The sequence below is a fragment of the Tenacibaculum aestuariivivum genome (assembly GCF_964507685.1).
Classification (GTDB): domain Bacteria; phylum Bacteroidota; class Bacteroidia; order Flavobacteriales; family Flavobacteriaceae; genus Polaribacter; species Polaribacter aestuariivivum.
Genome location: NZ_OZ208414.1, coordinates 1,340,361 through 1,361,792, shown reverse-complemented (window position 1 = coordinate 1,361,792; position 21,432 = coordinate 1,340,361). Strand labels below are relative to the sequence as shown.

Sequence of the window (21,432 nt, the reverse complement as noted above, 5' to 3'; positions counted from 1 at the left end):
TTTGATGAGGTTTTAAAATAATATTACTTATTCTTATCCTAAGAAAGGATATTTATAATCGGTAGGCGTTACAAATGTTTCTTTAATTAAGCGAACAGAAGTCCAACGTAATAAGTTTTGAGCAGAACCTGCTTTATCATTTGTTCCAGAAGCTCTAGCGCCTCCAAAAGGTTGTTGTCCTACAACAGCTCCTGTTGGTTTGTCGTTAATGTAGAAGTTTCCAGCAGCATTTTCTAACGCTTTAGAAGCTTTTTCAACAATGTATCTATCGGTAGAAAAGATAGCTCCAGTTAATGCGTATTCAGTAGATTCATCAACTAATTTTAATGAAGCTTCCCATTGATCATCTTCATATACAAAAATTGTCATCACAGGGCCGAATAATTCAGTTGTCATGGTTGCATATGTAGGAGATTTTGCTACAATTACTGTAGGCTCAATAAAGTATCCTACTGATTTATCATGACCGCCACCAATAATTACTTCAGCATCTGCATCTGCTTTTGCAGCATCAATATAACTTGCTAATTTATCAAAAGAATTTTCATGAATAACAGCATTTACAAAGTTACTAGTATCTTCAGGAGAACCCATTTTAATTTCGCTAGTTTGAGCGATCAAATGACCTTTAACCTCTGACCAGATAGAAGCAGGAATGTAAGCGCGTGATGCTGCAGAACATTTTTGACCTTGGTATTCAAAAGAACCTCTAGTGATTGCGGTAGCAACTTGTAAAGGATTTGATGAATTATGTGCCCAGATAAAATCTTTTCCACCAGTTTCTCCAACAATTCTTGGATACGTTTTGTAGGTGTTTATGTTATTTCCAATTTGTTTCCAGAAATGATTAAATACATTTGTAGAACCAGTAAAGTGTAATCCAGAGAAATCAGGAGATGCTAATACAGTATCTGTAATCATTACAGGATCACCATAAACAACGTTTATTACACCGTCAGGTAAACCAGCTTCTTTAAATAAATCTACAATTACTTGTGCCGAATATGCTTGATGACTCGAAGGCTTCCAAACAACTACGTTCCCCATTAAAGCAGGAGCGGCAGCTAAGTTAGCAGCAATTGAAGTAAAGTTAAAAGGAGTAATTGCATATACAAAACCTTCTAAAGGTCTGTACTCAACTCTGTTCCATATTCCAGGGCTAGAGATTGGTTGATCTTTAAAGATATCGGTCATGTATTGTACATTGAAACGGAAAAAATCAATCATTTCACAAGCGGCATCAATTTCAGCTTGGTGTACATTTTTAGATTGTGCAATCATTGTTGCAGCATTCATTCTTGCTCTGTAAGGACCTGCTAATAATTCAGCTGCTTTTAGGAAAATTGAAGCACGTTCTGTCCAACATGTGTTAGACCATTTTTCTCTTGCCGCTAAAGCAGTACTAATAGCAGCTTCTATGTGAGATTTCTCACCATTATGATATTGTCCAACGATATGTTTATGGTTATGTGGAGGATTAATGTTACTGGTATTTCCAGTTCTTACCTCTTCACCATTAATATGCATTGGCACATCAATATTGCTATTGTACATAGCTTTATACGTTGCTAATAACTCTTCTCTTTCTGGAGATCCAGGAGCATACCCTTTTACAGGTTCGTTTATCGCTTCCGGAACATTAAAAAATCCTCTTGCCATTTTATGTGTTGTTTGTGTGTTAAAAAAATCTTATTTAAAATTGAAAAACAAAAATTTTCTAAAGCTATTAATTATGTTTAAGCTATCCTTTTTATCAAAAAAATTAAACTTTGTTTCACGGAACAAAGTTAACACTTATTTTGCTAATTATTAAGCTGTTTTTAGCGTTTCATTCGTCAATTATATAACATTGGTATTGTTATATTTATTTTAATTAATGGTTATTGTAATAATATGATTATAATAATTTTATAGTTTAAAAAAGTTTTATAGTAATTTTTAAAAATTACATATTTTTAATTTAGGTTAGCATTTGTTATTAATTGAAAAGTTGGAATTATAACTAAAAAATCTTCATCGGTTTCTATATTAACCATTTTATAGTTTCCTTTCATAGCACCTATTGACGAAAGTAAAAAACAATTAGATTTATAATTAAAAACTTCATTTGGTTTAAGAATAGGCACTTCTCCAATGACACCCTCTCCTTTTACATATTCAGTATTATTAAGCGTATCATAAATAACCCAAAAACGCTCTAAAAGTTTAACTGTATTTTTTGAATTGTTTTCAATAGTAATATAATAACTAAAATAATAAAATGGTTCTGACTCACGATATATAATACCATTAAAAATGGTGTTAACAATTACTTTTATACCTTTTGTTATTTGTTCTAGCATGCATTAAATATAAGCCTTTTTGGTGTTTTTTTTAAATGTTTTGCATTAAAGTTATCTATTCTGATTAAAATATCCGTTTCCAACGCCAATAACTCTGTCATAGGTTTCGCCAAATGGTTTGTAGTATACAATTACTGTATATTCATTTTCGGTTTGATAAAATGAGCCGTTGATTTCGTTTAAATTAATTTTATTATTTTCATCTAATGTAGCATAGGTGTAATTATAAAAACCTTGTTTAAGTTTAATAGGAACCTGATATTTTTCAGTGTTTACGTTGTAAGTCATTTTGTTTTCTTCGGATAATTCGTAGTTGTTAAAAGCACCGTAAACAAATACCTTTTTGTTTTCATAGGGTTCAAAGGCGTTTAATGAAAAATGAACCATTGAGTAATCAGCTTCAGTATTAGTATTGTTTGCTTCAAGTGTTCTTACTACAAATTGCCCATTAATATCAGGGTAGTATGTGTACATTTTGTCAGCTCTCTCTTCATTGGTGTATAAGTAGCTATGGTATATGTTTTTTCTTTGAATTTTAGCTATATTCAAGCTAGTACTACGTATGTGTTTACTGTCAAAATTTAGAAATTCATTCCCGCCCCAAAAGTCTGTTTTAATTGTATGATTGTACAGTAATTGTTGAGGTTTTATAAATAGTGGTTTAATATTGTTAATAGCTGTTTTCCAATTGTGGTTTTGAAATAAAGCAATGTTAATTTCTTGATTGGCATTGTTAATTCTCAAATTTTGGTGGTTTACTGAAAATTGAATTGTTTGTTTTTGATTGTTAGATTTAGTGTTTCTGCTTCTAAAAACAGCAACACCAACCGTTGTAATGTTTTCATAGAAAACACAGCGCCTTGTAAATATTACTTCATAATTTTCATTTAAAACAGAAATTAAATAATTGCCACTTTTAGTAATAATAGTATTTTGATTTGGAATGGTAACGGAGTAGTGGGTATATGGCTGTAAAGTGTTAAATGAATTAGTAATATTAGTTATTTCGTTTTGATTAAAACCATTTATATATTGATTAGAACTTAAGCGACTAGGCTTCCAATCGTAGGTCATATGTTCAATTTTGTATTGATATTCTTTGCTATTTGCATCTAAGTCATCAAAAGATAACTCTAATACGTTTCCTAGTTGTGTAATAGCAGCAAATTGATTTGTATTGTATTTTGGACGTAATTGAACTGTTTTAATGTTTTGAGCATTAATACTTAAATATACGATAGTTAATAGTAGTGTTGTTGTAAGTTTTACCATGGGTACAAATGTATTAAAATGTGAGTTAATGACAAGTTTTTATTTAGAATAGATATAAATAAAGAGTTATCCAAAAGATATAAATATAAATGCTAACTCGAAAAAATCAAAATCTGTAAATTTGCTTGTTTTTAGAAAATCAATTTAATCAGTTCCTATGTCAAAAGACATCCGTATTAAGAAAGGCTTGGATATCAAGCTCGTTGGCGACGCAGAGCAAATTACTACCGAACTTTCGTTAGGTCGTGATTTTGCAATTAAGCCTGACGATTTTCATGGCGTTATTCCAAAAATTTTAGCAAAAGAAGGTACCGAGGTAAAGGTAGGTGAAGCACTTTTTTATTCAAAAAGTGATGAGCGTATTTTATTTCCAAGTCCGGTAAGTGGTAAAATAACGGAAATCGTTCGTGGAGCTCGAAGAAAAGTTATAGCAATAAAAATAACTGCTGATGCACAGCAGCAATACAAAAATTTTAGCAAAAAAGATGTTGATACAATGTCTGGTGAAGAAGTGAAAAATCACTTGTTTGCTTCAGGTTGTTGGCCATTTGTAAAGCAACGTCCGTATGACGTAATTGCAAATCCTAATCAAACTCCAAAAGCAATTTTTGTGTCTGCGTATGCAAGTGCACCATTAGCTGCAGATTATGATTATGTTTTAAAAGGTAAAGAAGCTGAGCTACAAGCAGCTTTAACCTCATTAACAAAATTAACCGCAGGTAAAGTGCATGTTTCGGTTGCAAAAAACTCAACAGCATCTCCTTTTAGAGGAATGAAAGGAGTTGAATTGCATAACGTTTCAGGGCCACATCCAGTAGGTAATGTAAGTACCCAAATTGCACAAATAGATCCTATTAATAAAGGGGAAGTTGTGTGGGTTGTTACACCACAAGATTTAGTGGTTATTGGGGAGTTGTTATTAACAGGTAACTTTAATGTAAAACGTACAATCGCTTTAGTAGGCTCTAAATTTAGTAAACCACAATATGTTACAGCTTTAGCAGGAGTAAATATTACTGAACTTGTAAAAGGGAATTTAGAATCAGAAAATGCTCGTGTAATAAGTGGAAACGTATTAAGTGGAATTCAAGTAGGTAAAGATGGTTATTTAGGGTATTATGAAAACATAGTAACAGCAATACCTGAGGGAGACGATTATGAATTTTTTGGTTGGAATAAACCTGTGTTTAACAAGGTTTCTACTTCTAGGGCACTTACGTTCTCTTGGTTAAATCCGAAGAAAAAATATGACTTAAATACCAATACAAACGGTGAACATAGAGCATTTGTGGTTACAGGAGCGTATGAAGAGGTATTTCCATTAGATATCTATCCGATGCAATTATTAAAAGCTTGTATGTATAAAGATCTTGACGAAATGGAAGGATTAGGGGCTTATGAAATTGCACCAGAAGATTTCGCATTAACAGAATTTATTTGTGTGTCTAAACAGCCTCACCAGAAAATAATTCGTGAAGGATTAGATTTAATGAGAGAAGAATTAGGATAAGATATGGGCTTAAAACAAAACTTACATAAGTTAAAAGAAAAATATAAAGGTACTAAAATGGCACCTGCGTTTAACGCAATCCATACCTTTTTATATTTGCCAAATGAGACAACTCACGGAGGAACTCATATAAAGGCTGCTGATGATTTAAAGCGTACTATGAACATAGTAATTATGTCGTTAGTACCTTGTTTGATCTTTGGAATGTTCAATGCAGGTTATCAACATAATGCTGCAATTAATGGATTTACAGAAGGAATGTCTTTCTTTAGTGGAGATTTCTGGAATATGGATAATTTCTTAATAGGTTTAGTGAAAATTTTACCGTTAGTAATTGTATCATATGTAGTAGGATTAGTAGTAGAATTTATTTTTGCTGTAATTAAAGGGCATGAAGTAGAAGAAGGATATTTAGTAACAGGAATGTTAGTTCCTTTAATTGTACCAATTGATTTACCTTTATGGATGTTATCTGTAGCTGTAGTATTTGGTGTGGTTATAGGTAAAGAGGTATTTGGAGGTACTGGAATGAACATATTAAACCCAGCATTAACAATACGTGCATTTTTATTTTTTGCATACCCAACTTGGATGTCAGGAGATAAAGTATGGGTGGCAGATGCTAGAGAATTGGCAGGAACAGCAGATGCTATTTCTGGAGAAACTATTTTAGGTAGTTTAGCACAATCTCAAACAGTAACACATTCAGTTTCTGACATGTTCTTTGGGTTTATTCCTGGCTCAGTAGGAGAAACATCTACATTCTTAATTTTATTAGGAGCGCTATTTTTAATCTTTACAAAGATTGGAAGCTGGAGAATTATGCTATCTGCAGTAATTGGAGCTTTAGTAATGGGATTTATTTTTAACCAAGTAGTAGGTTTAGGATGGATTGGTGAAGCAAGTAAGTTTTACGGATTAATGAGTTTAGACTTTTGGAAACATTTATTAATTGGAGGTTTTGCTTTTGGAGCTATATATATGGCAACTGATCCTGTATCAGCATCACAAACCAATAAAGGAAAATGGATTTACGGTTTCTTTATCGGATTTATTTCGATTATGATTCGTGTATTCAATCCTGCCTATCCAGAAGGAGTAATGTTAGCTATTTTATTAATGAACGTTTTTGCTCCAACAATTGACCATTATGTGGTTCAAGGAAATGTAAAGAGAAGAATAAAACGTACTAAAGTTAAAACTGCCTAATTATGAGTAAGAGAACAGATAGTAATATATATACACTACTTTTTGCCATTGGTATGGTATTAATAGTAGGTGCGTTGTTAGCTTATACAGCTTCATCGCTTCGCCCAATGATTGATGCAAATAAACGTATCGAAAAGCAGCAAAATATTTTGTATGCGATGGGGATAAATGAAAATGATGAGAGTAGTGCCGTTCTTATATCTAAAGACAAAGTAGCTGCTGAGTTTTCAAAATATATTAAAAAACAAGTAGTTATTGAGGGTGATAAAATTACTGAAGATGCTACTGCGTATTTAATAGATGTAAAAAAACAACAAACATCTGCAAAAGCAGGAAACGTAAGAAAATTACCATTATTTTTAGGAGAGAAAGACGGTAAAGCATTTTACATAGCACCAATTAGAGGTAAAGGCCTTTGGGATGCTATATGGGCATATGTTGCTATGGATAAAAACATGGTAGTTCAAGGAGCTTTCTTTGATCATAAAGGAGAAACTCCAGGATTAGGAGCTAATATAAAGCAACGTTATTTTATGGATGATTTTATTGGCGAAGATTTAATGAACAATGGCTCTTTTAAAGGAATTACTGTTTCTAAATCGAACAATGATCCGAAGAACGAAGATAAAAATGATAACGAGGTAGATGCAATTGCAGGAGCAACCATTACAGGTGATGGAGTTGCAGCAATGATTAAATCTGAATTAGGTTTATACGTGCCTTACTTTAAAACATTGAAATAAATATGGGACTTTTATCAAAAAAAGATGCAGTATTAATTACAGATCCGTTATTAGATAACAATCCAATTACTATTCAAGTATTAGGTATTTGTTCAGCATTAGCAATTACAGCAGAGCTTAAAGCCTCTATAGTAATGGCAGTTTCTGTATTATTTGTATTAGGTATTGGAAACGTTGTAATCTCATTAATGAGAAACATTATTCCATCAAAAATTAGAATTATTGTACAGTTAATTGTAGTTGCTGCTTTAGTAATTATTGTAGATCAGGTATTAAAAGCATTTGCTTATGAGTTAAGTAAAACACTTTCGGTATTTGTAGGTTTAATTATTACCAACTGTATTATTATGGGACGTTTTGAAGCATTTGCTTTAGGTAATGGACCATGGAGGTCGTTTTTAGATGGAATAGGGAATGCATTAGGATACGGAGCTATTTTAATAGCTGTAGGTTTCTTTAGAGAATTGTTAGGTTCTGGTACTTTATTAGGATTTAAAGTATTAGGAGACCCAATAGAGCAAACAGGGTTATATGCTTTAGGATATGAGAATAATGGTTTTATGTTATTGTCTCCAATGGCGTTAATTGTTGTAGGTATTATTATTTGGATACAACGTAGTAGAAACAAAGCATTAATCGAGGATTAAATCCTCTTCAATATTTCTATGAATAATTTAGAGATGAAGTTGAAAGAGGGAAAAATATAAAATATGGAACATTTAGAATTATTTTTCAAGTCGATATTTATTGATAACATGGTATTTGCTACATTTTTAGGAATGTGTTCTTATCTAGCGGTATCTAAAAAAGTTGCTACAGCAGTAGGTTTAGGAGCTGCAGTTATTTTTGTATTGGCTGTTACAGTACCTATAAATTGGTTATTGGATCAATATTTATTACAACCAGGAGCATTATCTTGGTTAGGAGCAGAATATGCAGATTACGATTTAAGTTTCTTATCGTTTATTATGTTCATTGCAACCATTGCAACCATGGTACAATTGGTAGAAATTATTGTTGAAAAATTTGCGCCAGCATTATATAACTCTTTAGGTATATTTTTACCATTAATTGCCGTTAACTGTGCAATTTTAGGAGGGTCATTATTTATGCAATCTCGTGAAATACCAACATTAGGTTTATCATTAACTTATGGTATTGGATCAGGTATCGGATGGTTTTTAGCAATTTTAGCTATTGCAGCTATTCGTGAAAAAATCAGATATTCATCTGTGCCACCAGCTTTAAGAGGGTTAGGAATAACTTTTATTATTACAGGTTTAATGGCAATTGGATTTATGAGTTTTGGAGGTATGTTAACAGGTGGTGACGATGAAGCTAAAAAAGAAGAAGCATCTAAAACAGTAATCAAAATAGAAAAGAAAGAAGAAGCAAAACAGCAAGCTGAAAAATTAGCTGATAACACTAAAAAAGTTATAGAATAATGGTATTTTTAGAAGTAAGTACAGGAGGTACAGTAGCTGTAACAGTTATATCTTTTTTAGCAATTTTATTAGTTTTAGTAGGGTTGTTATTATTTGTTAAGCAAAAACTGGCTCCGTCAGGTCCCGTAAAAATTACAATTAATGGAGATAAAGTAATTGAAGTAGCTTCAGGAGGTACGTTATTATCTACTTTAGGAGCAGAAAAGATTTTTTTACCATCAGCTTGTGGTGGTGGTGGATCTTGTGTACAATGTGAATGTCATGTGAACTCTGGTGGAGGTGAAGCTTTACCTACAGAAACGCCACATTTTACTCGTAAAGAATTGCAACATGGTGTTCGTTTAGCGTGCCAGGTAAAAGTAAAACAAGACATGGATATTTCTATTCCAGAAGAAATTTTTGGAATCAAGAAATGGGAAGCGACTGTTGTAAGAAATTACAATGTTGCAACTTTTATCAAGGAATTTGTAGTTGAAATTCCAGAAGATATGGGGTACAAAGCAGGTGGATATATTCAAATTGAAATTCCAGCTTGTGAAGTAAACTATGCTGATATGGATATTACTGCGCATCCAGAAGAACACGATACTCCTGATAAATTTGAAGGAGAATGGAATAAATTTGGTTTAAGACCATTGGTAATGAAAAATACAGAAACTGTAGAAAGAGCATATTCTATGGCTTCTTATCCTGCCGAAGGAAGAGAAATTATGTTAAATGTACGTATTGCAACACCTCCTTTTGATAGAGTTAAAGGTGGATGGATGGATGTAAATCCAGGAGTTGCTTCTTCATATATTTTCAACTTAAAGAAAGGAGATAAATGTGTAATATCTGGACCTTATGGTGAATTTTTTATTAATGAATCTGAAGCTGAAATGTTATATGTAGGTGGTGGAGCAGGTATGGCACCAATGCGTTCACACTTATACCACTTATTCAGAACATTAAAAACTGGTAGAACTGTAACTTATTGGTATGGTGGTCGTTCAAAAGCTGAATTGTTCTATGTAGAACACTTTAGAGCTTTAGAAAGAGATTTCCCTAACTTTAAATTTTTTATAGCATTATCTGATCCAACAGAAGCAGATAACTGGAAAGTTAAATCTGATATAAATGATGAAACTGGAGACGGATTTACAGGCTTTATTCACCAAGTTGTTATTAATGAGTATTTATCAAAGCATGAAGCACCTGAAGACCTAGAGTTATATTTCTGTGGTCCACCATTAATGAACAATGCTGTTCAAAAAATGGGTGAAGATTTTGGTCTTGCTGACGAAAATATCCGATTTGATGATTTTGGAGGGTAAAATTTAAAAATAATTATAAAAAAAACCGATACAGTATTGTATCGGTTTTTTTATTTTTAAACCAACCTTAATTATAACTTATATTTAAATTAACAAACGTTCGTTTTATTTACATTCGCTATAAAGTAATTATAAATGAACTGCCCAATATGTAAATCAACTAGTTTAGGAAGGAAAAGTAGATCAGTTCTTCAAAAAATTTTATTGATAGTTAAAAAGTATAAATGCTACGATTGCAAAACTATTTTCTTGAATATATGTATATTTAATAAGTATTACATTTTGAGAAAGTAACATACTTACGTTAATTAGGCTAGAAAACCGTATCTTTGCGCCAAATTACTGTAAATGATCACTTTTCAAGATTTAGATTTATCAAATCCATTACAAAATTCAATTCAAGAATTAGGTTTTGTAAACCCAACACCAATTCAAGAAGAAGCTTTTCCTATAATACGATCAGGTAAAGATGTAGTTGGTATTGCACAAACAGGTACGGGTAAAACATTTGCTTACATGTTACCTTTACTTCGTGATTTGAAATTTTCTACGCAACAGCATCCTAGAATACTAGTGGTAGTTCCAACACGTGAACTTGTTGTTCAAGTAGTAAATGAAATTGAAAAGCTTTCTCAGTTCATGACTTTACGTACTATAGGTGTATTTGGAGGAGTTCCTTTAAATAGACACAAACAAGCTGTTGCATTAGGAGCAGATGTCATAGTAGCTACTCCAGGACGTTTGTATGATTTAGCGTTAAGCAATACCTTAAAGTTGAAATCAATTCAAAAATTAGTGATTGATGAAGTAGATGTAATGTTAGATTTAGGGTTTAGATTTCAATTATTAAATATTTTTGATTTATTACCAGTACGTCGTCAAAATATTATGTTTTCAGCAACAATGACACAGGATGTAGAAGCATTAATTGATGATTTTTTTACAGCTCCAAAAAAAATTTTTATTGCCGTAAGTGGTACTCCTCTTGACAATATAAAACAAGTTAGTTACAGTGTACCTAACTTTTACACCAAAGTAAATTTGTTACATGACTTACTTCATAATAAAAGTGAATACAGTAAGGTGTTGATATTTACACCCAATAAAAGAAATGCAGATAGGTTATTTGAATGTGTAAAAGAAGAATTTCCATCAGAATCATGTGTTATTCATTCTAATAAAACACAAAATTACCGTTTACGCTCTATTGAACAATTTAATAAAGGAGAGAAACGAATTTTAATAGCAACAGATGTTATTGCTCGGGGATTAGATTTAGCAGAAGTTACTCATGTAATTAACTTTAATACACCTTATTTTCCTGAAAATTATATGCACAGAATCGGTAGAACTGGTCGTGCAGAAAAAGAAGGAACTTCAATTCTTTTTTCAACAGAAGCAGAGCTACCAGCTAAAGCGAGAATTGAAGAATTGATGAATTATGAAATTCCAATGTTAGAAATTCCTGAAGAAGTTGAAATTTCTAAACAATTAACAGAAGAAGAGCGTCCGAAAGAAGACGGAGAAAAAGATAAAAACAGAACTTCCTTAGAATACGTTCCTGGACCAGCGTTCCACGAAAAAAGTGAAAAAAATAGTAAAACAAATCAAGGAGGGTCTTATCGTAGAGAAATTGCGAAAAAATACAAAAAACCTAAAACTAGGGGAGATAAGAATTATAACATGCGTAATAAGAAAAAGTAATGCAAGTACTTACTAAACAAGAGCTTCATAATTTAGGAATGAATATTGCTGGTAAAAAGCTTCAAAAAATGGGTTATGAGTTTGTTGCTGTTAATAGTGAATTAAAAAAGCATCCTCAGTTTGTTTTATTTAAAAAAGGTGAACCTACTATTTTTGTTTTAGTAAAAACAACCAATAATATTCAAACACCTGAAGAATATGATGTTTTATGGATGGAAACATTTAAAGAACATGCTAAAAAACAAAATGCTGAAATTTGGTTTGGAGGTATTGGTATAGCAAATTCAGAAAGTGTTGAACTGCCTGTTTTTAAAGATCAACCTTATTATATTGCTTTTGATGATTTTATCAAAATATAATTTTATCAATATTAAAAAACACTCATTTATTAAAATTGAGTGTTTTTTTATGCTTAAATTTTAAAAATTATTAGAAGCAATTTCCCGCTTTCCGCACTCGCTTTTTTTTGAATAAAAATCAAAAAAAGCCCTCAAAAAAATGCTTCAATCGGGGCTAGGTAATTGAACTAAATTAATATTTTCAGTAAAAAAATAACTAAAGAACAAATTAAAAAAGAAAAGTTCAATTGATAAATTTGTATTTTTGCACTCTATGGTAGAAACACGTGAAGCAATATCAGAAAAAGCAGTTTTAATAGGTATTATAACTCAACATCAAAACGAAAAACAATCTGAAGAATATTTAGATGAATTAGAGTTTCTAACACTAACAGCAGGAGGTGTTGCAGTAAAACGCTTTGTGCAAAAAATGGAAAAACCAAATCCTAAAACATTTTTAGGAACAGGTAAATTAGAAGAGGTAAGAGCTTATATAGAATCTCATGGAATTGGTACTGCAATTTTTGATGATGAATTGTCTCCAGCTCAATTACGTAATATTGAAAATTATTTAGATTGTAAAGTATTAGATAGAACCAATTTAATATTAGATATTTTTGCAAGTAGAGCCCAAACAAGCTCAGCTAAAGCACAGGTAGAATTGGCACAATGTCAATACTTATTACCTCGATTAACAAGGTTATGGACCCACCTTGATAAACAAAAAGGTGGTATTGGTATGCGTGGTCCTGGTGAGACAGAAATAGAAACAGACCGTCGTATTATACGTGAAAAAATTACCTTGTTAAAGAAAAAGTTAGAAACCATTGATAGGCAAATGGCTGTTCAAAGAAAGAACAGAGGCAAGATGGTGCGTGTTTCATTAGTAGGGTATACTAACGTAGGTAAATCAACTTTAATGAATGTTATTAGTAAAAGTGATGTGTTTGCTGAAAATAAATTATTTGCAACTTTAGATACTACTGTTAGAAAAGTTGTTATCAAGAATATTCCTTTTTTAATGACCGATACAGTTGGGTTTATTAGAAAATTACCAACACAATTAGTAGAATCTTTTAAGTCTACATTAGATGAAGTTCGTGAGTCAGACTTATTGTTGCACGTGGTAGATATCTGTCATCCAAATTTTGAAGATCATATTGCTTCTGTAAATAAAATTTTAGATGAAATAGGTAGCGCTAATAAACCTACAGTAATGGTTTTTAATAAAATAGATGCTTATACATATAAAACAATTGATAAAGATGATTTAATCACTGAAAAATCTAAAATGCACTATACTCTAGACGATTGGAGAAAAACCTGGATGAATGACTTAGGAGAAGAAAGTCTTTTTATATCAGCATTAAATAAAGACAATCTAGAAGCGTTTAAAGAACGCGTGTATGAAGAGGTTAAAAAAATACATATCCAACGATTTCCTTACAATAACTTTTTATACCAAGACGATTTATCCAAAGAATAAACATATAACTTAACTTAAAAAGTACATAAATGTTTTGTTTTTATGTACTTTTTATTTTAAATTTAATACATATTAAAATAAAATTTTAAACATTTTGTTCCCCCTAAAAATGAAAAATAAAATAACTATCCCATTAGCATTATTTAGATTAGTTCTTGATCTAATTTTTAACCAAAAATTTCACTTATATATTCTTTTTAATTTTAAGTAACATGTTTTATAATGTTAGCTTTTTAAGTATGCATTATTTATAATTTTAAAAAGAAAAGTAATGAATAATATATTAATATTTATAACTCTTTTTAGTGTATCTCAAGTTTTTTGTCAAGAAACATGTATTACTAAAGTTATTATTGACTATAATACTGTTAATAAGTGTTTAATAAATAAGAGTAATATTGTTAAAGATTCTGTATTAACACAAAGTAACATTCTTACTTATAGAAGATATTTTAAAAAGCGGTCCCATTTGAATCCTATCGTTTATTCGGTTAGTAATTTAAAAACAAATGATATTTTAAAAATAAAACCTATTAATAGGGTAAATACTAGTTTATTGGCGCTTCTTAAAAAAAAGGTGAAAAAAAAATACGTATCTTTTGATACTGTAGATGAAATACCAGTATTTACATCCTGTAAGTCAGATTTTTCAAATAAAATAGACTGTTTTAATCTTGCGATGAAAAAACATATACTTACTCATTTTAAATACCCTTTAAGAGCTATAAAACATGGTGTTGAAGGTAGCTTAGAAGTTAGTTTTGTTATTGATGTTAATGGTTATATAACAAATATACAGGTTATTGAATCACATATTTTTAATAGTAATATTCTTGTTAATGAGGTGTTTAGGGTTTTTTCGTTGTTGCCTAAATTTATTCCAGGAAAGCATAACAGAAGTCCTGTTAATGTCTTGTATAAGTTACCAGTAAATTTTACTCTAAATAACACGTAATTTAACATTAATTTAACATGTAGAGAAGTGTTTAATTAATATTTAATATATTTGTCTTAAAATAATTTAATTGTTGCTATCGATTCATTATTTTATAAAAAATACCCCCTTTAGTTATGAAAATAATATCATTATTAATGATAATAGGTACTTTTTCTATTAGCATTATGTCTCAAGAAGTATGTAAATCTCCAGATGAAACTGACATTGATTTAAATAGTATTAGTATAACTAAATGTACTATTAAAGAATCTAAAGATAAGCGAGATAAAAAAACAAGATTAATTTCAGTAAAAGTATCTGCCAATAGACGAAATCTTAAAAAAAGAGAAAAGTCAATACAAAAAGAGGTTTCAACTCTAAGTGGAATAGGTTTGTCTGATGTAAAAAATACAATTCAAAAAGAAACAATAGCAAAAACGATATCTCTTAAAGGAAATATAGAAGATGTTAAAAACAAACTAACAATTGAAGAATTAAAAAATGCTTCTAAATTTAGTGCTGTTGATAAGATACCTTTATTTAGTGCTTGTAAAAAAGTTAGAAAAAATAGAAGACTAGACTGTTTTAATGAAAATATGGTTAGACACATATCGAAACATTTTAGATATCCAAGTGATGCTATTAAAGAATCTATTCAAGGAGAGGTATGGGTTCGTTTTATTATAGATAAAAATGGAGAGGTTAAAAATATTAAAACATTAGGTCCTAAAAATGGATTAATATTAAATCAAGAAGCTATTCGAGTAGTTTCTAAATTACCTCAGTTTGTACCTGCTAAAACTGAAGGTGGTAGAGTTTCTGTTAAATATGGTTTTCCAATTATGTTTGCTCTAGAGGAATAAAAATTAAATTAAATTAATATGCTAAAAAAACTACTATTATTACTATTTTTAATAAATACTATTGCTTTATCAGCACAGCTTACAGTATCAGGAAGAGTTTATAATGAATATTTAGAACCATTTCCAAGCGCACTTATAAATTCTTTAGAAAATAGTTCAATTTCAGATATTGAAGGTAATTTCACCTTAAAAATATCAAAAAACTTACCATTTACAGTTCAGGTAACAGCTTTTGGTTATAGAAAAGAAGTAATAGAAGTTACTTCAATAGATCAAGAACTAAATATTATTTTAAAAGAAAATACAGCCTTAGATGAAGTTGTAATTTCGGCATCACGTTCACCAGAACGAGTTCTTGAATCACCAGTAACTATTGAACGAATAGGTATTACAGATATTAAAAATAACACATCAGTATCATTTTTTGATGGCATAACTAATTTAAAAGGAATAGATTCACGTGAGGCTAGTTATGGTTTCAAATCGATAAATTCACGTGGTTTTTCAACTTTTGATAATACTAGATTTGTTCAGTTAGTTGATGGAGTTGAAACCTCAATACCTGCATTAAACTTCTCCGCAGGAAACATAGTTGGTTTATCAGAGCTAGATGTCAAAGATGTTGAAATATTACCAGGAGCATCATCTGCTTTATATGGAGCAAATGCATTTAATGGTATTTTATTAATGAAAAGTAAAAATCCTTTTGATTATGATGGAATAAGTACTTATTATAAAACAGGGTTTATTAATCAAGAAGAATCAGGATCAGAACAATTTTATGATTTAGGTATTAGAATGGCTTATAAATTTAATAATTATTTTGCAGTAAAAGCTAACCTTGTACTTTATAAAGCTGAAGAATGGCATGCTAATGATGATTCAAACACTACAGGTGTTGGAGGAGTTATAAAAGAAGGAAATCGAAATAATACGCTAAATTATGATGGTGTAAATTTTTATGGAGATGAAATTTCTTATGCAATACCAGGTATAGGTACAGTTTCTAGAACAGGATATGCTGAGAATCAATTACATGATTATAATGGTAATGGCTTAAAGTTTGATGGATCTTTACATGTTAGACCTTTTGGTGATGATAAATTAGAAGTGGTGCTTAATTCTCGATTCTCACAAGGTGATAATTTATACCAAGGAACTAATAGATTTTCTCAGCAAGATTTTTATATAGAACAGCATAAGATAGAGTTTTTAGGTAAAAACTTTTTTGTTAGAGGGTATTATACAGCAAATATGACTGGTTCTACTTATGATTTACGTTATTCAGGAATTGCTTTAAATGAAAAGTATAGTTCTAATGAAAATTGGTTTAATGAATATGCTACAGCATTTTCAGGAAATATAACAGATGTTACTGGAGGAAACGATAAAGACGCTAGAGATTATGCTGATAGAAATAGGTTACAAGCTGGTACCAAAGCTTTTTCAGAAGCACTAGCTGACGTTATAAGTAAACCAATTAGTGAAGGAGGAGCAGGTATTAGTGATAGAACAAAGCTATACAATATAGAAGGTAATTATAATTTTAGGGATATAATTAATTGGGGTGAAATTCAAGTTGGAGGTTCTTACCGAAAATTTAATATTAATTCACAAGGAACATTATTTACAGATAAATATGATCCAATTGATTTTGATATGATTGGAGCATATTCACAAGTACAAAAAAAGTTTTTAGATGATCGTTTAAAGTTTACAGGTTCTGTACGTTATGATAAATCAAAAAATTTTAAAGGTAATTTTTCTCCAAGGATTGCTTTTAATTATTCTATAAAGGAGAATAAAATATTAAGAATATCATATCAAACAGGTTTTAGAACACCTAGTACTTTAGAGCAGTATATTGGTTTAAAATCGGGGCCTAATAGGTTTCTTTTGGGTACATCAAACGAAAATATAGATCGTTTTACTGCAGAAGTTGCAAATAATAATGGAGGTACGAGTATTATTACAGGTAAAGATGTTTTTGGTAAATCGTTTGTTTTAGAAAATAATACTCCTGTTTATGTAAAGCCTGCTCCTGTAAAATCAGAAAAAGTTACTTCCTATGAGTTAGGATACAGAAGTATTGTAAACTTAAGTGATACCAATGTTATGGAGTTAGATGTAAATGGTTACTATAATCAATATGATAACTTTGTGGCAACTAAGAATGTAATAGTACCCAATTATGGTGAAGTTATTAATGGTGTGCCTAATTCAGATGCACAAACAGCTTTTTCTAATGAAGATTTTACTCGTTTTTCATTAAATACAAATACGTTAGCTAGTGTACAATCTTATGGTTTTGGAGTAGGTTTAAACACTAAATTTTTTAAAACATATAATTTTGGAGCTAGTTATACTTTAAGTAAATTAATATTTAATCAAGGTGATGATAAAGATTTTCAGGCAGGTTTTAATACACCAGAACATCAAATTAAACTTATGTTTGGTAATGCTAATTTATTTAAAAATTTTGGATTTAATTTGAATGCTAGATGGCAAAACAACTTTTTATGGCAATCAAGTTTTTTAACAGGTAATATTGATAGTAGAACCATTTTAGATGCTCAGGTAAATTATAGAATACCTTCATTAAAATCATCAATAAAAGTAGGAGGCACTAATTTAATAGGGAAAGAATATATGGTTGCTCCAGGCTCTGGATTAATAGGTTCAATGTACTATGTTTCTTGGGTAATAAATTAATAATAAAAATTCTAATAAAAAAGAGAAATTATATAATTTCTCTTTTTTATTAGAATTTTTATTTATTAGAATTTTCAATAATATTTATATTTTTAGATTTTTTCTCCCAATTTTTTTTAGCTAAATTTTGTAAATCAGCAACACTATCACTTTCATCCATGATTTCAAAACCGAGTAAAGTTTCAATTACATCTTCTTGAGTAACCAATCCACTTACAGAACCATATTCATCAACAACTAATGCTAAATGTTCACGCTGTTTAACTAGTTTGTTAAATAAATCAGGAATAGATAAATCTCTATTAGCCACAATTATAGCTCTTTTAATTGATTTTAAGGTTTCATTACCTTTATTATCAATCAAGGCAAGTAACAGTTGATTTTTTAGAAAGTATCCTGTTATATTATCAGGTTTATCAGTAAAAACTGGTATTCTTGAAAAATGTAATGATTTATTATTGTCAAAAAATGATTGTATAGTTTGATTCTCGTTCGCAGTTATAATAACCGTACGTGGCGTCATAATATCTTTTGCTTGAATATCTTTAAAGTTTAACATATTTCTAATAACATTGCTTTCGTTTTCATGAAAAACACCTTCTTGTTCAGCAATATCTGTCATTACAGAAAAATCTTCTCTACTTAAAACACTTTCGCCATGTGCGCCTTTTCCTCCAATTAATTTAGTTGTTAATTGAAGTACCCATAAAGTACCTGTCCATTTTAATGGAAAAATCATAATTTTTAAAGCCTTTGTTGTAAATTTAGCAAGCTGTTTCCAGTAAGTGGCTCCAATTGTTTTAGGTATAATTTCAGATGCGACTAAAATTAAAATAGTCATAGCTGCCGATACCGCAAAAACTCCATAACCATCATCATTAAATATTTTCTTAGCTTCAGTACCAACTAAGATAGCCCCAACAGTATGTGCAAGTGTATTTAATGTAAGTATTGCAATTAAAGGTTTATCTACATCTTTTTTTAGTATTTCTAACTGTGTCGCAAAAATCTCTCCTTCTTTCTTTTTTACATTAACAAAAGTAGGGGTTACACTTAGTAGAACCGCTTCTAGAATTGAACAGATAAAAGAAAAAAAGATAGATACTGTTGCGTAAATTAATAGTAAAGTCATTTTTTAAAATTTTAGTAAAAATAAAGAAAATAAAAAACCTCAAGTATAATCTTGAGGTTTTATAAAAATATTTAAATAATTTTTAACTAGAAGCCATAGCTTAAACCAGCTAACCAGTATGATTGTATTTTACTAGGTGTTGCTTCTAATGATGGGAAATTTGTTAGAGAAGAGTTAAATGTTTCTTGTTTATTGGTTCTTAAACCAGATTCAATTCCTATTCCAATACCTTTCCATATATTAAAACCTATAGAGTTTATCCAAGTTGTATTTGATGAATCTGAAGATTTATAGCTTTGAAAAGTAGATAAATTAGATCTAAATTTAAAGTTACCAATTTTTTTATTGTATTCTGCAACAATTTTTGCACCTAAAGATGATGTATATTCAGATCCTGATTTACTAAATACATAATTGTAATTTAAAGGATGTGCAACAACAACTAATTCAGGTATTGGTATCCAAGTAGCACCAACTCCAAAATCTAAATATCCTGGGTCATTAAAGTTCTTAATAAAAGAAGTTCTGTATTCAGCTAGTGTAGAAATAGCTAATGTTTTTGTCAATTTGTATCCAAATAACGAAGTTATTGTAAAAACATCAGTAGTTCCTTTGAATTCTGTGTCACGTTCAGCTGCATCTTTATCATCTAACTTGACCCAGCCTAAATTAATATTACCAGAGTTTCTCCAAAAATATTTTTCTCTATCTAAGTTAGCAAAACCATTAACAGTAATACCTACATTACCTGCAGATGAATTAGGAACAGCATTAGAATACCAATTGTCAAAACCAGAAAAATTTGCACCAATAGTACCAAATGCCCCATATTTCCATCCAGGAAAAGCATTAATTTTAGATTGTAAAGCGTTTGCTTCACTTTGTAATTTGCCTATTTCTCCATTTTTAGTTGCAAGATCTTTTTTTAATTCTTCAACAGTTTGTGCTTTTAAAGAAGCAATAGCGCATACAAATGCAAATGTTAAAATTACTTTTTTCATTATGTTAAATTTATTAAAATTTTTAAGAGCGCGAATCTACGCTATTTAATTAGACTACTTTATTTTATAAAAGTCACTAATTTTATTATTTATTTTTAAATAAAGGAACCGTTGAGCATGCTTCTCCAAACATAATACTTTTACATATAGGTTGAATTTTACTTATCAACAGTGTATAAGCACTTTGTGGAATAGGTTTATTAGAACACCCTTTTATTATTACCCTTTTATCTTGATATAAAGTGGTATCTAAATTTGTAATAATATCATTAAAAATTACAGTTTCTAACAATTCTAAATCACCAACTACTACTTTTTTAGCAAAATCAGTTAGTTTAGTTGCTAATAAAAGATATGCCCAAGAAGGAATAATAGCATCTACAGAGCATGTAAGTACTATATAGTTGTCTTTGTATTGTGACCAATCATGATTTTTCACTTGTTCCCTAAAATCTTTTTCACGAAGAATTAAGCCTTCATATAACCAATTTTTAATATCAAAAACAACACGATTACCCTTAGGATAAAAATCCTCAAGATCAATGGTTGTTAATTTACTATCCGTAACTCTGTTTATAATTTCTTCAGACATTCTTATAACATTCCTAATTCTAACTTCGCTTCTTCGCTCATCATTTCTTGAGTCCAAGTAGGATCAAAAGTAATTTCAACCTCACAGCTGTTAATTTCTTTTAATGATTTTACTTTTTCTTCAATATCAACAGGTAAACTTTCAGCTACCGGACAGTTAGGTGATGTTAATGTCATTAAAATTTTAGCATTATTCTCTTCAGAAACAAATACATCATAAATTAACCCTAATTCATATATATCTACTGGAATTTCAGGATCATAAATTGTTTTTAAAACACCTACTATTTTATCTCCTAACTCGTCTAACTCTTTATCTGTCATCGTTGTCTACTTTTTAAAATTATACTAATTTCGATTGTTGTGCAATCGCATACATTTTTATTTGTTTCACCATTGATACCAAACCATTAGCACGAGTAGGACTTAAGTGCTCTTTTAAGCCAATTTGATCAATAAATGCAGTATCTGCATTTAAAATTTCTTTTGGAGTTTGATTTGAGTATACTCTTAATAATAATGCTACAATCCCTTTGGTTAAAATAGCATCGCTATCTGCTGTAAATTGAACGGTATCGTTTTTGAGTTCAGAATATAGCCAAACTTTTGATTGACATCCTTTAATTAGGTTTTCATCTAATTTATAAGCTTCATTTATTATTGGTAACGATTTACCTAAGTCAATTATATACTCATAACGCTCCATCCAGTCATCAAACATAGAAAACTCGTCAATAATTTCTTCTTGTATTTCTTTGATAGTCATTTTTTAAAACTATTTTTGTACTGTCTAAAGACACGTTGTTAAAAGTGCAAAATTACAGTAAAAAAATA

At 30.1% G+C, this 21,432-nt stretch carries 20 protein-coding genes; 12 read left to right on the top strand and 8 right to left on the bottom strand.

Translation table 11 applies throughout. The features are described 5' to 3' along the window. Window positions 1-33: 33 nt before the first annotated feature. From pruA to ACN5J4_RS05910, 3 genes are all read right to left on the bottom strand, one after another. Window positions 34-1,659, bottom strand: a complete 1,626-nt coding sequence (pruA, locus tag ACN5J4_RS05920) for an L-glutamate gamma-semialdehyde dehydrogenase (protein ID WP_418649097.1) — start codon at window positions 1,657-1,659, stop codon at window positions 34-36. 296 nt (window positions 1,660-1,955) lie between these two features. Next, complete coding sequence (apaG, locus tag ACN5J4_RS05915) at window positions 1,956-2,342, bottom strand: Co2+/Mg2+ efflux protein ApaG (RefSeq protein WP_418649096.1); 387 nt, start codon at window positions 2,340-2,342, stop codon at window positions 1,956-1,958. 51 nt (window positions 2,343-2,393) lie between these two features. Further along, on the bottom strand, window positions 2,394-3,614 hold the full coding sequence (locus tag ACN5J4_RS05910) for a DUF5103 domain-containing protein (RefSeq protein WP_418649095.1): 1,221 nt from the start codon (window positions 3,612-3,614) through the stop codon (window positions 2,394-2,396). Between the two features lie 157 nt (window positions 3,615-3,771). On the opposite strand from ACN5J4_RS05910, the gene ACN5J4_RS05905 reads away from it, so the two are divergent. From ACN5J4_RS05905 to ACN5J4_RS05850, 12 genes are all read left to right on the top strand, one after another. Continuing rightward, window positions 3,772-5,124: a Na(+)-translocating NADH-quinone reductase subunit A gene (locus tag ACN5J4_RS05905; protein ID WP_418649094.1), complete on the top strand. Its 1,353-nt coding sequence runs from the start codon at window positions 3,772-3,774 to the stop codon at window positions 5,122-5,124. A gap of 3 nt (window positions 5,125-5,127) precedes the next feature. Further along, the gene (locus tag ACN5J4_RS05900) at window positions 5,128-6,333 is read left to right on the top strand and encodes an NADH:ubiquinone reductase (Na(+)-transporting) subunit B (protein WP_418649093.1); all 1,206 of its coding nucleotides are present in this window, start codon (window positions 5,128-5,130) and stop codon (window positions 6,331-6,333) included. 2 nt (window positions 6,334-6,335) lie between these two features. Continuing rightward, window positions 6,336-7,076: a Na(+)-translocating NADH-quinone reductase subunit C gene (locus tag ACN5J4_RS05895; protein ID WP_418649092.1), complete on the top strand. Its 741-nt coding sequence runs from the start codon at window positions 6,336-6,338 to the stop codon at window positions 7,074-7,076. A gap of 2 nt (window positions 7,077-7,078) precedes the next feature. Continuing rightward, window positions 7,079-7,723, top strand: a complete 645-nt coding sequence (locus tag ACN5J4_RS05890; RefSeq protein WP_418649091.1) for an NADH:ubiquinone reductase (Na(+)-transporting) subunit D — start codon at window positions 7,079-7,081, stop codon at window positions 7,721-7,723. Between the two features lie 63 nt (window positions 7,724-7,786). Beyond that, complete coding sequence (gene nqrE / locus ACN5J4_RS05885; RefSeq protein ID WP_418649090.1) at window positions 7,787-8,521, top strand: NADH:ubiquinone reductase (Na(+)-transporting) subunit E; 735 nt, start codon at window positions 7,787-7,789, stop codon at window positions 8,519-8,521. After that, a complete protein-coding gene (nqrF, locus tag ACN5J4_RS05880) occupies window positions 8,521-9,834 on the top strand; it encodes an NADH:ubiquinone reductase (Na(+)-transporting) subunit F (protein ID WP_418649089.1) in 1,314 nt (437 codons plus the stop codon). The genes nqrE and nqrF overlap by 1 nt, the downstream gene beginning before the upstream one ends. Before the next feature lie 351 nt (window positions 9,835-10,185). Beyond that, a complete protein-coding gene (locus ACN5J4_RS05875) occupies window positions 10,186-11,538 on the top strand; it encodes a DEAD/DEAH box helicase (RefSeq protein ID WP_418651144.1) in 1,353 nt (450 codons plus the stop codon). After that, the gene (locus tag ACN5J4_RS05870; protein ID WP_418649088.1) at window positions 11,538-11,897 is read left to right on the top strand and encodes a Na(+)-translocating NADH-quinone reductase subunit F; all 360 of its coding nucleotides are present in this window, start codon (window positions 11,538-11,540) and stop codon (window positions 11,895-11,897) included. Before ACN5J4_RS05875 ends, ACN5J4_RS05870 begins: the two co-directional genes overlap by 1 nt. A gap of 253 nt (window positions 11,898-12,150) precedes the next feature. Continuing rightward, window positions 12,151-13,362: a GTPase HflX gene (gene hflX / locus ACN5J4_RS05865; protein WP_418649087.1), complete on the top strand. Its 1,212-nt coding sequence runs from the start codon at window positions 12,151-12,153 to the stop codon at window positions 13,360-13,362. A gap of 271 nt (window positions 13,363-13,633) precedes the next feature. Then, a complete protein-coding gene (locus ACN5J4_RS05860) occupies window positions 13,634-14,317 on the top strand; it encodes an energy transducer TonB (protein ID WP_418649086.1) in 684 nt (227 codons plus the stop codon). A gap of 116 nt (window positions 14,318-14,433) precedes the next feature. After that, complete coding sequence (locus tag ACN5J4_RS05855) at window positions 14,434-15,162, top strand: energy transducer TonB (protein WP_418649085.1); 729 nt, start codon at window positions 14,434-14,436, stop codon at window positions 15,160-15,162. Window positions 15,163-15,180: 18 nt separating this feature from the next. Next, the gene (locus ACN5J4_RS05850) at window positions 15,181-17,874 is read left to right on the top strand and encodes a TonB-dependent receptor (RefSeq protein WP_418649084.1); all 2,694 of its coding nucleotides are present in this window, start codon (window positions 15,181-15,183) and stop codon (window positions 17,872-17,874) included. Window positions 17,875-17,932: 58 nt separating this feature from the next. Here ACN5J4_RS05850 and ACN5J4_RS05845 read toward each other — a convergent pair whose 3' ends face one another. The 5 genes from ACN5J4_RS05845 to ACN5J4_RS05825 all read right to left on the bottom strand — a co-directional run bounded on the left by ACN5J4_RS05845 (window position 17,933) and on the right by ACN5J4_RS05825 (window position 21,364). Continuing rightward, window positions 17,933-19,006: a CNNM domain-containing protein gene (locus ACN5J4_RS05845; protein ID WP_418649083.1), complete on the bottom strand. Its 1,074-nt coding sequence runs from the start codon at window positions 19,004-19,006 to the stop codon at window positions 17,933-17,935. Window positions 19,007-19,092: 86 nt separating this feature from the next. Next, on the bottom strand, window positions 19,093-20,007 hold the full coding sequence (locus ACN5J4_RS05840; RefSeq protein ID WP_418649082.1) for a DUF3078 domain-containing protein: 915 nt from the start codon (window positions 20,005-20,007) through the stop codon (window positions 19,093-19,095). Between the two features lie 85 nt (window positions 20,008-20,092). After that, on the bottom strand, window positions 20,093-20,599 hold the full coding sequence (locus tag ACN5J4_RS05835; protein WP_418649081.1) for a DUF2480 family protein: 507 nt from the start codon (window positions 20,597-20,599) through the stop codon (window positions 20,093-20,095). Between the two features lie 2 nt (window positions 20,600-20,601). Beyond that, window positions 20,602-20,922, bottom strand: a complete 321-nt coding sequence (locus ACN5J4_RS05830) for a DUF59 domain-containing protein (protein WP_418649080.1) — start codon at window positions 20,920-20,922, stop codon at window positions 20,602-20,604. A 19-nt stretch (window positions 20,923-20,941) separates the two neighbouring features. Continuing rightward, window positions 20,942-21,364 carry a SufE family protein gene (locus ACN5J4_RS05825; protein WP_418649079.1) on the bottom strand — a complete coding sequence of 141 codons (423 nt, stop codon included), beginning with the start codon at window positions 21,362-21,364 and terminating at the stop codon, window positions 20,942-20,944. Window positions 21,365-21,432: the final 68 nt, after the last annotated feature.

Coding starts and splice junctions, on each gene's coding strand:
- pruA (WP_418649097.1), bottom strand. CDS start 1,659: ATGGCAAGAGGATTTTTTAATGTTCCGGAAGCGATAAACGAACCTGTA.
- ACN5J4_RS05860 (WP_418649086.1), top strand. CDS start 13,634: ATGAATAATATATTAATATTTATAACTCTTTTTAGTGTATCTCAAGTT.
- ACN5J4_RS05850 (WP_418649084.1), top strand. CDS start 15,181: ATGCTAAAAAAACTACTATTATTACTATTTTTAATAAATACTATTGCT.
- ACN5J4_RS05825 (WP_418649079.1), bottom strand. CDS start 21,364: ATGACTATCAAAGAAATACAAGAAGAAATTATTGACGAGTTTTCTATG.
- ACN5J4_RS05895 (WP_418649092.1), top strand. CDS start 6,336: ATGAGTAAGAGAACAGATAGTAATATATATACACTACTTTTTGCCATT.
- ACN5J4_RS05840 (WP_418649082.1), bottom strand. CDS start 20,007: ATGAAAAAAGTAATTTTAACATTTGCATTTGTATGCGCTATTGCTTCT.
- ACN5J4_RS05855 (WP_418649085.1), top strand. CDS start 14,434: ATGAAAATAATATCATTATTAATGATAATAGGTACTTTTTCTATTAGC.
- nqrF (WP_418649089.1), top strand. CDS start 8,521: ATGGTATTTTTAGAAGTAAGTACAGGAGGTACAGTAGCTGTAACAGTT.
- ACN5J4_RS05830 (WP_418649080.1), bottom strand. CDS start 20,922: ATGACAGATAAAGAGTTAGACGAGTTAGGAGATAAAATAGTAGGTGTT.
- apaG (WP_418649096.1), bottom strand. CDS start 2,342: ATGCTAGAACAAATAACAAAAGGTATAAAAGTAATTGTTAACACCATT.
- ACN5J4_RS05905 (WP_418649094.1), top strand. CDS start 3,772: ATGTCAAAAGACATCCGTATTAAGAAAGGCTTGGATATCAAGCTCGTT.
- nqrE (WP_418649090.1), top strand. CDS start 7,787: ATGGAACATTTAGAATTATTTTTCAAGTCGATATTTATTGATAACATG.
- ACN5J4_RS05910 (WP_418649095.1), bottom strand. CDS start 3,614: ATGGTAAAACTTACAACAACACTACTATTAACTATCGTATATTTAAGT.
- ACN5J4_RS05900 (WP_418649093.1), top strand. CDS start 5,128: ATGGGCTTAAAACAAAACTTACATAAGTTAAAAGAAAAATATAAAGGT.
- ACN5J4_RS05845 (WP_418649083.1), bottom strand. CDS start 19,006: ATGACTTTACTATTAATTTACGCAACAGTATCTATCTTTTTTTCTTTT.
- ACN5J4_RS05835 (WP_418649081.1), bottom strand. CDS start 20,599: ATGTCTGAAGAAATTATAAACAGAGTTACGGATAGTAAATTAACAACC.
- hflX (WP_418649087.1), top strand. CDS start 12,151: ATGGTAGAAACACGTGAAGCAATATCAGAAAAAGCAGTTTTAATAGGT.
- ACN5J4_RS05890 (WP_418649091.1), top strand. CDS start 7,079: ATGGGACTTTTATCAAAAAAAGATGCAGTATTAATTACAGATCCGTTA.
- ACN5J4_RS05870 (WP_418649088.1), top strand. CDS start 11,538: ATGCAAGTACTTACTAAACAAGAGCTTCATAATTTAGGAATGAATATT.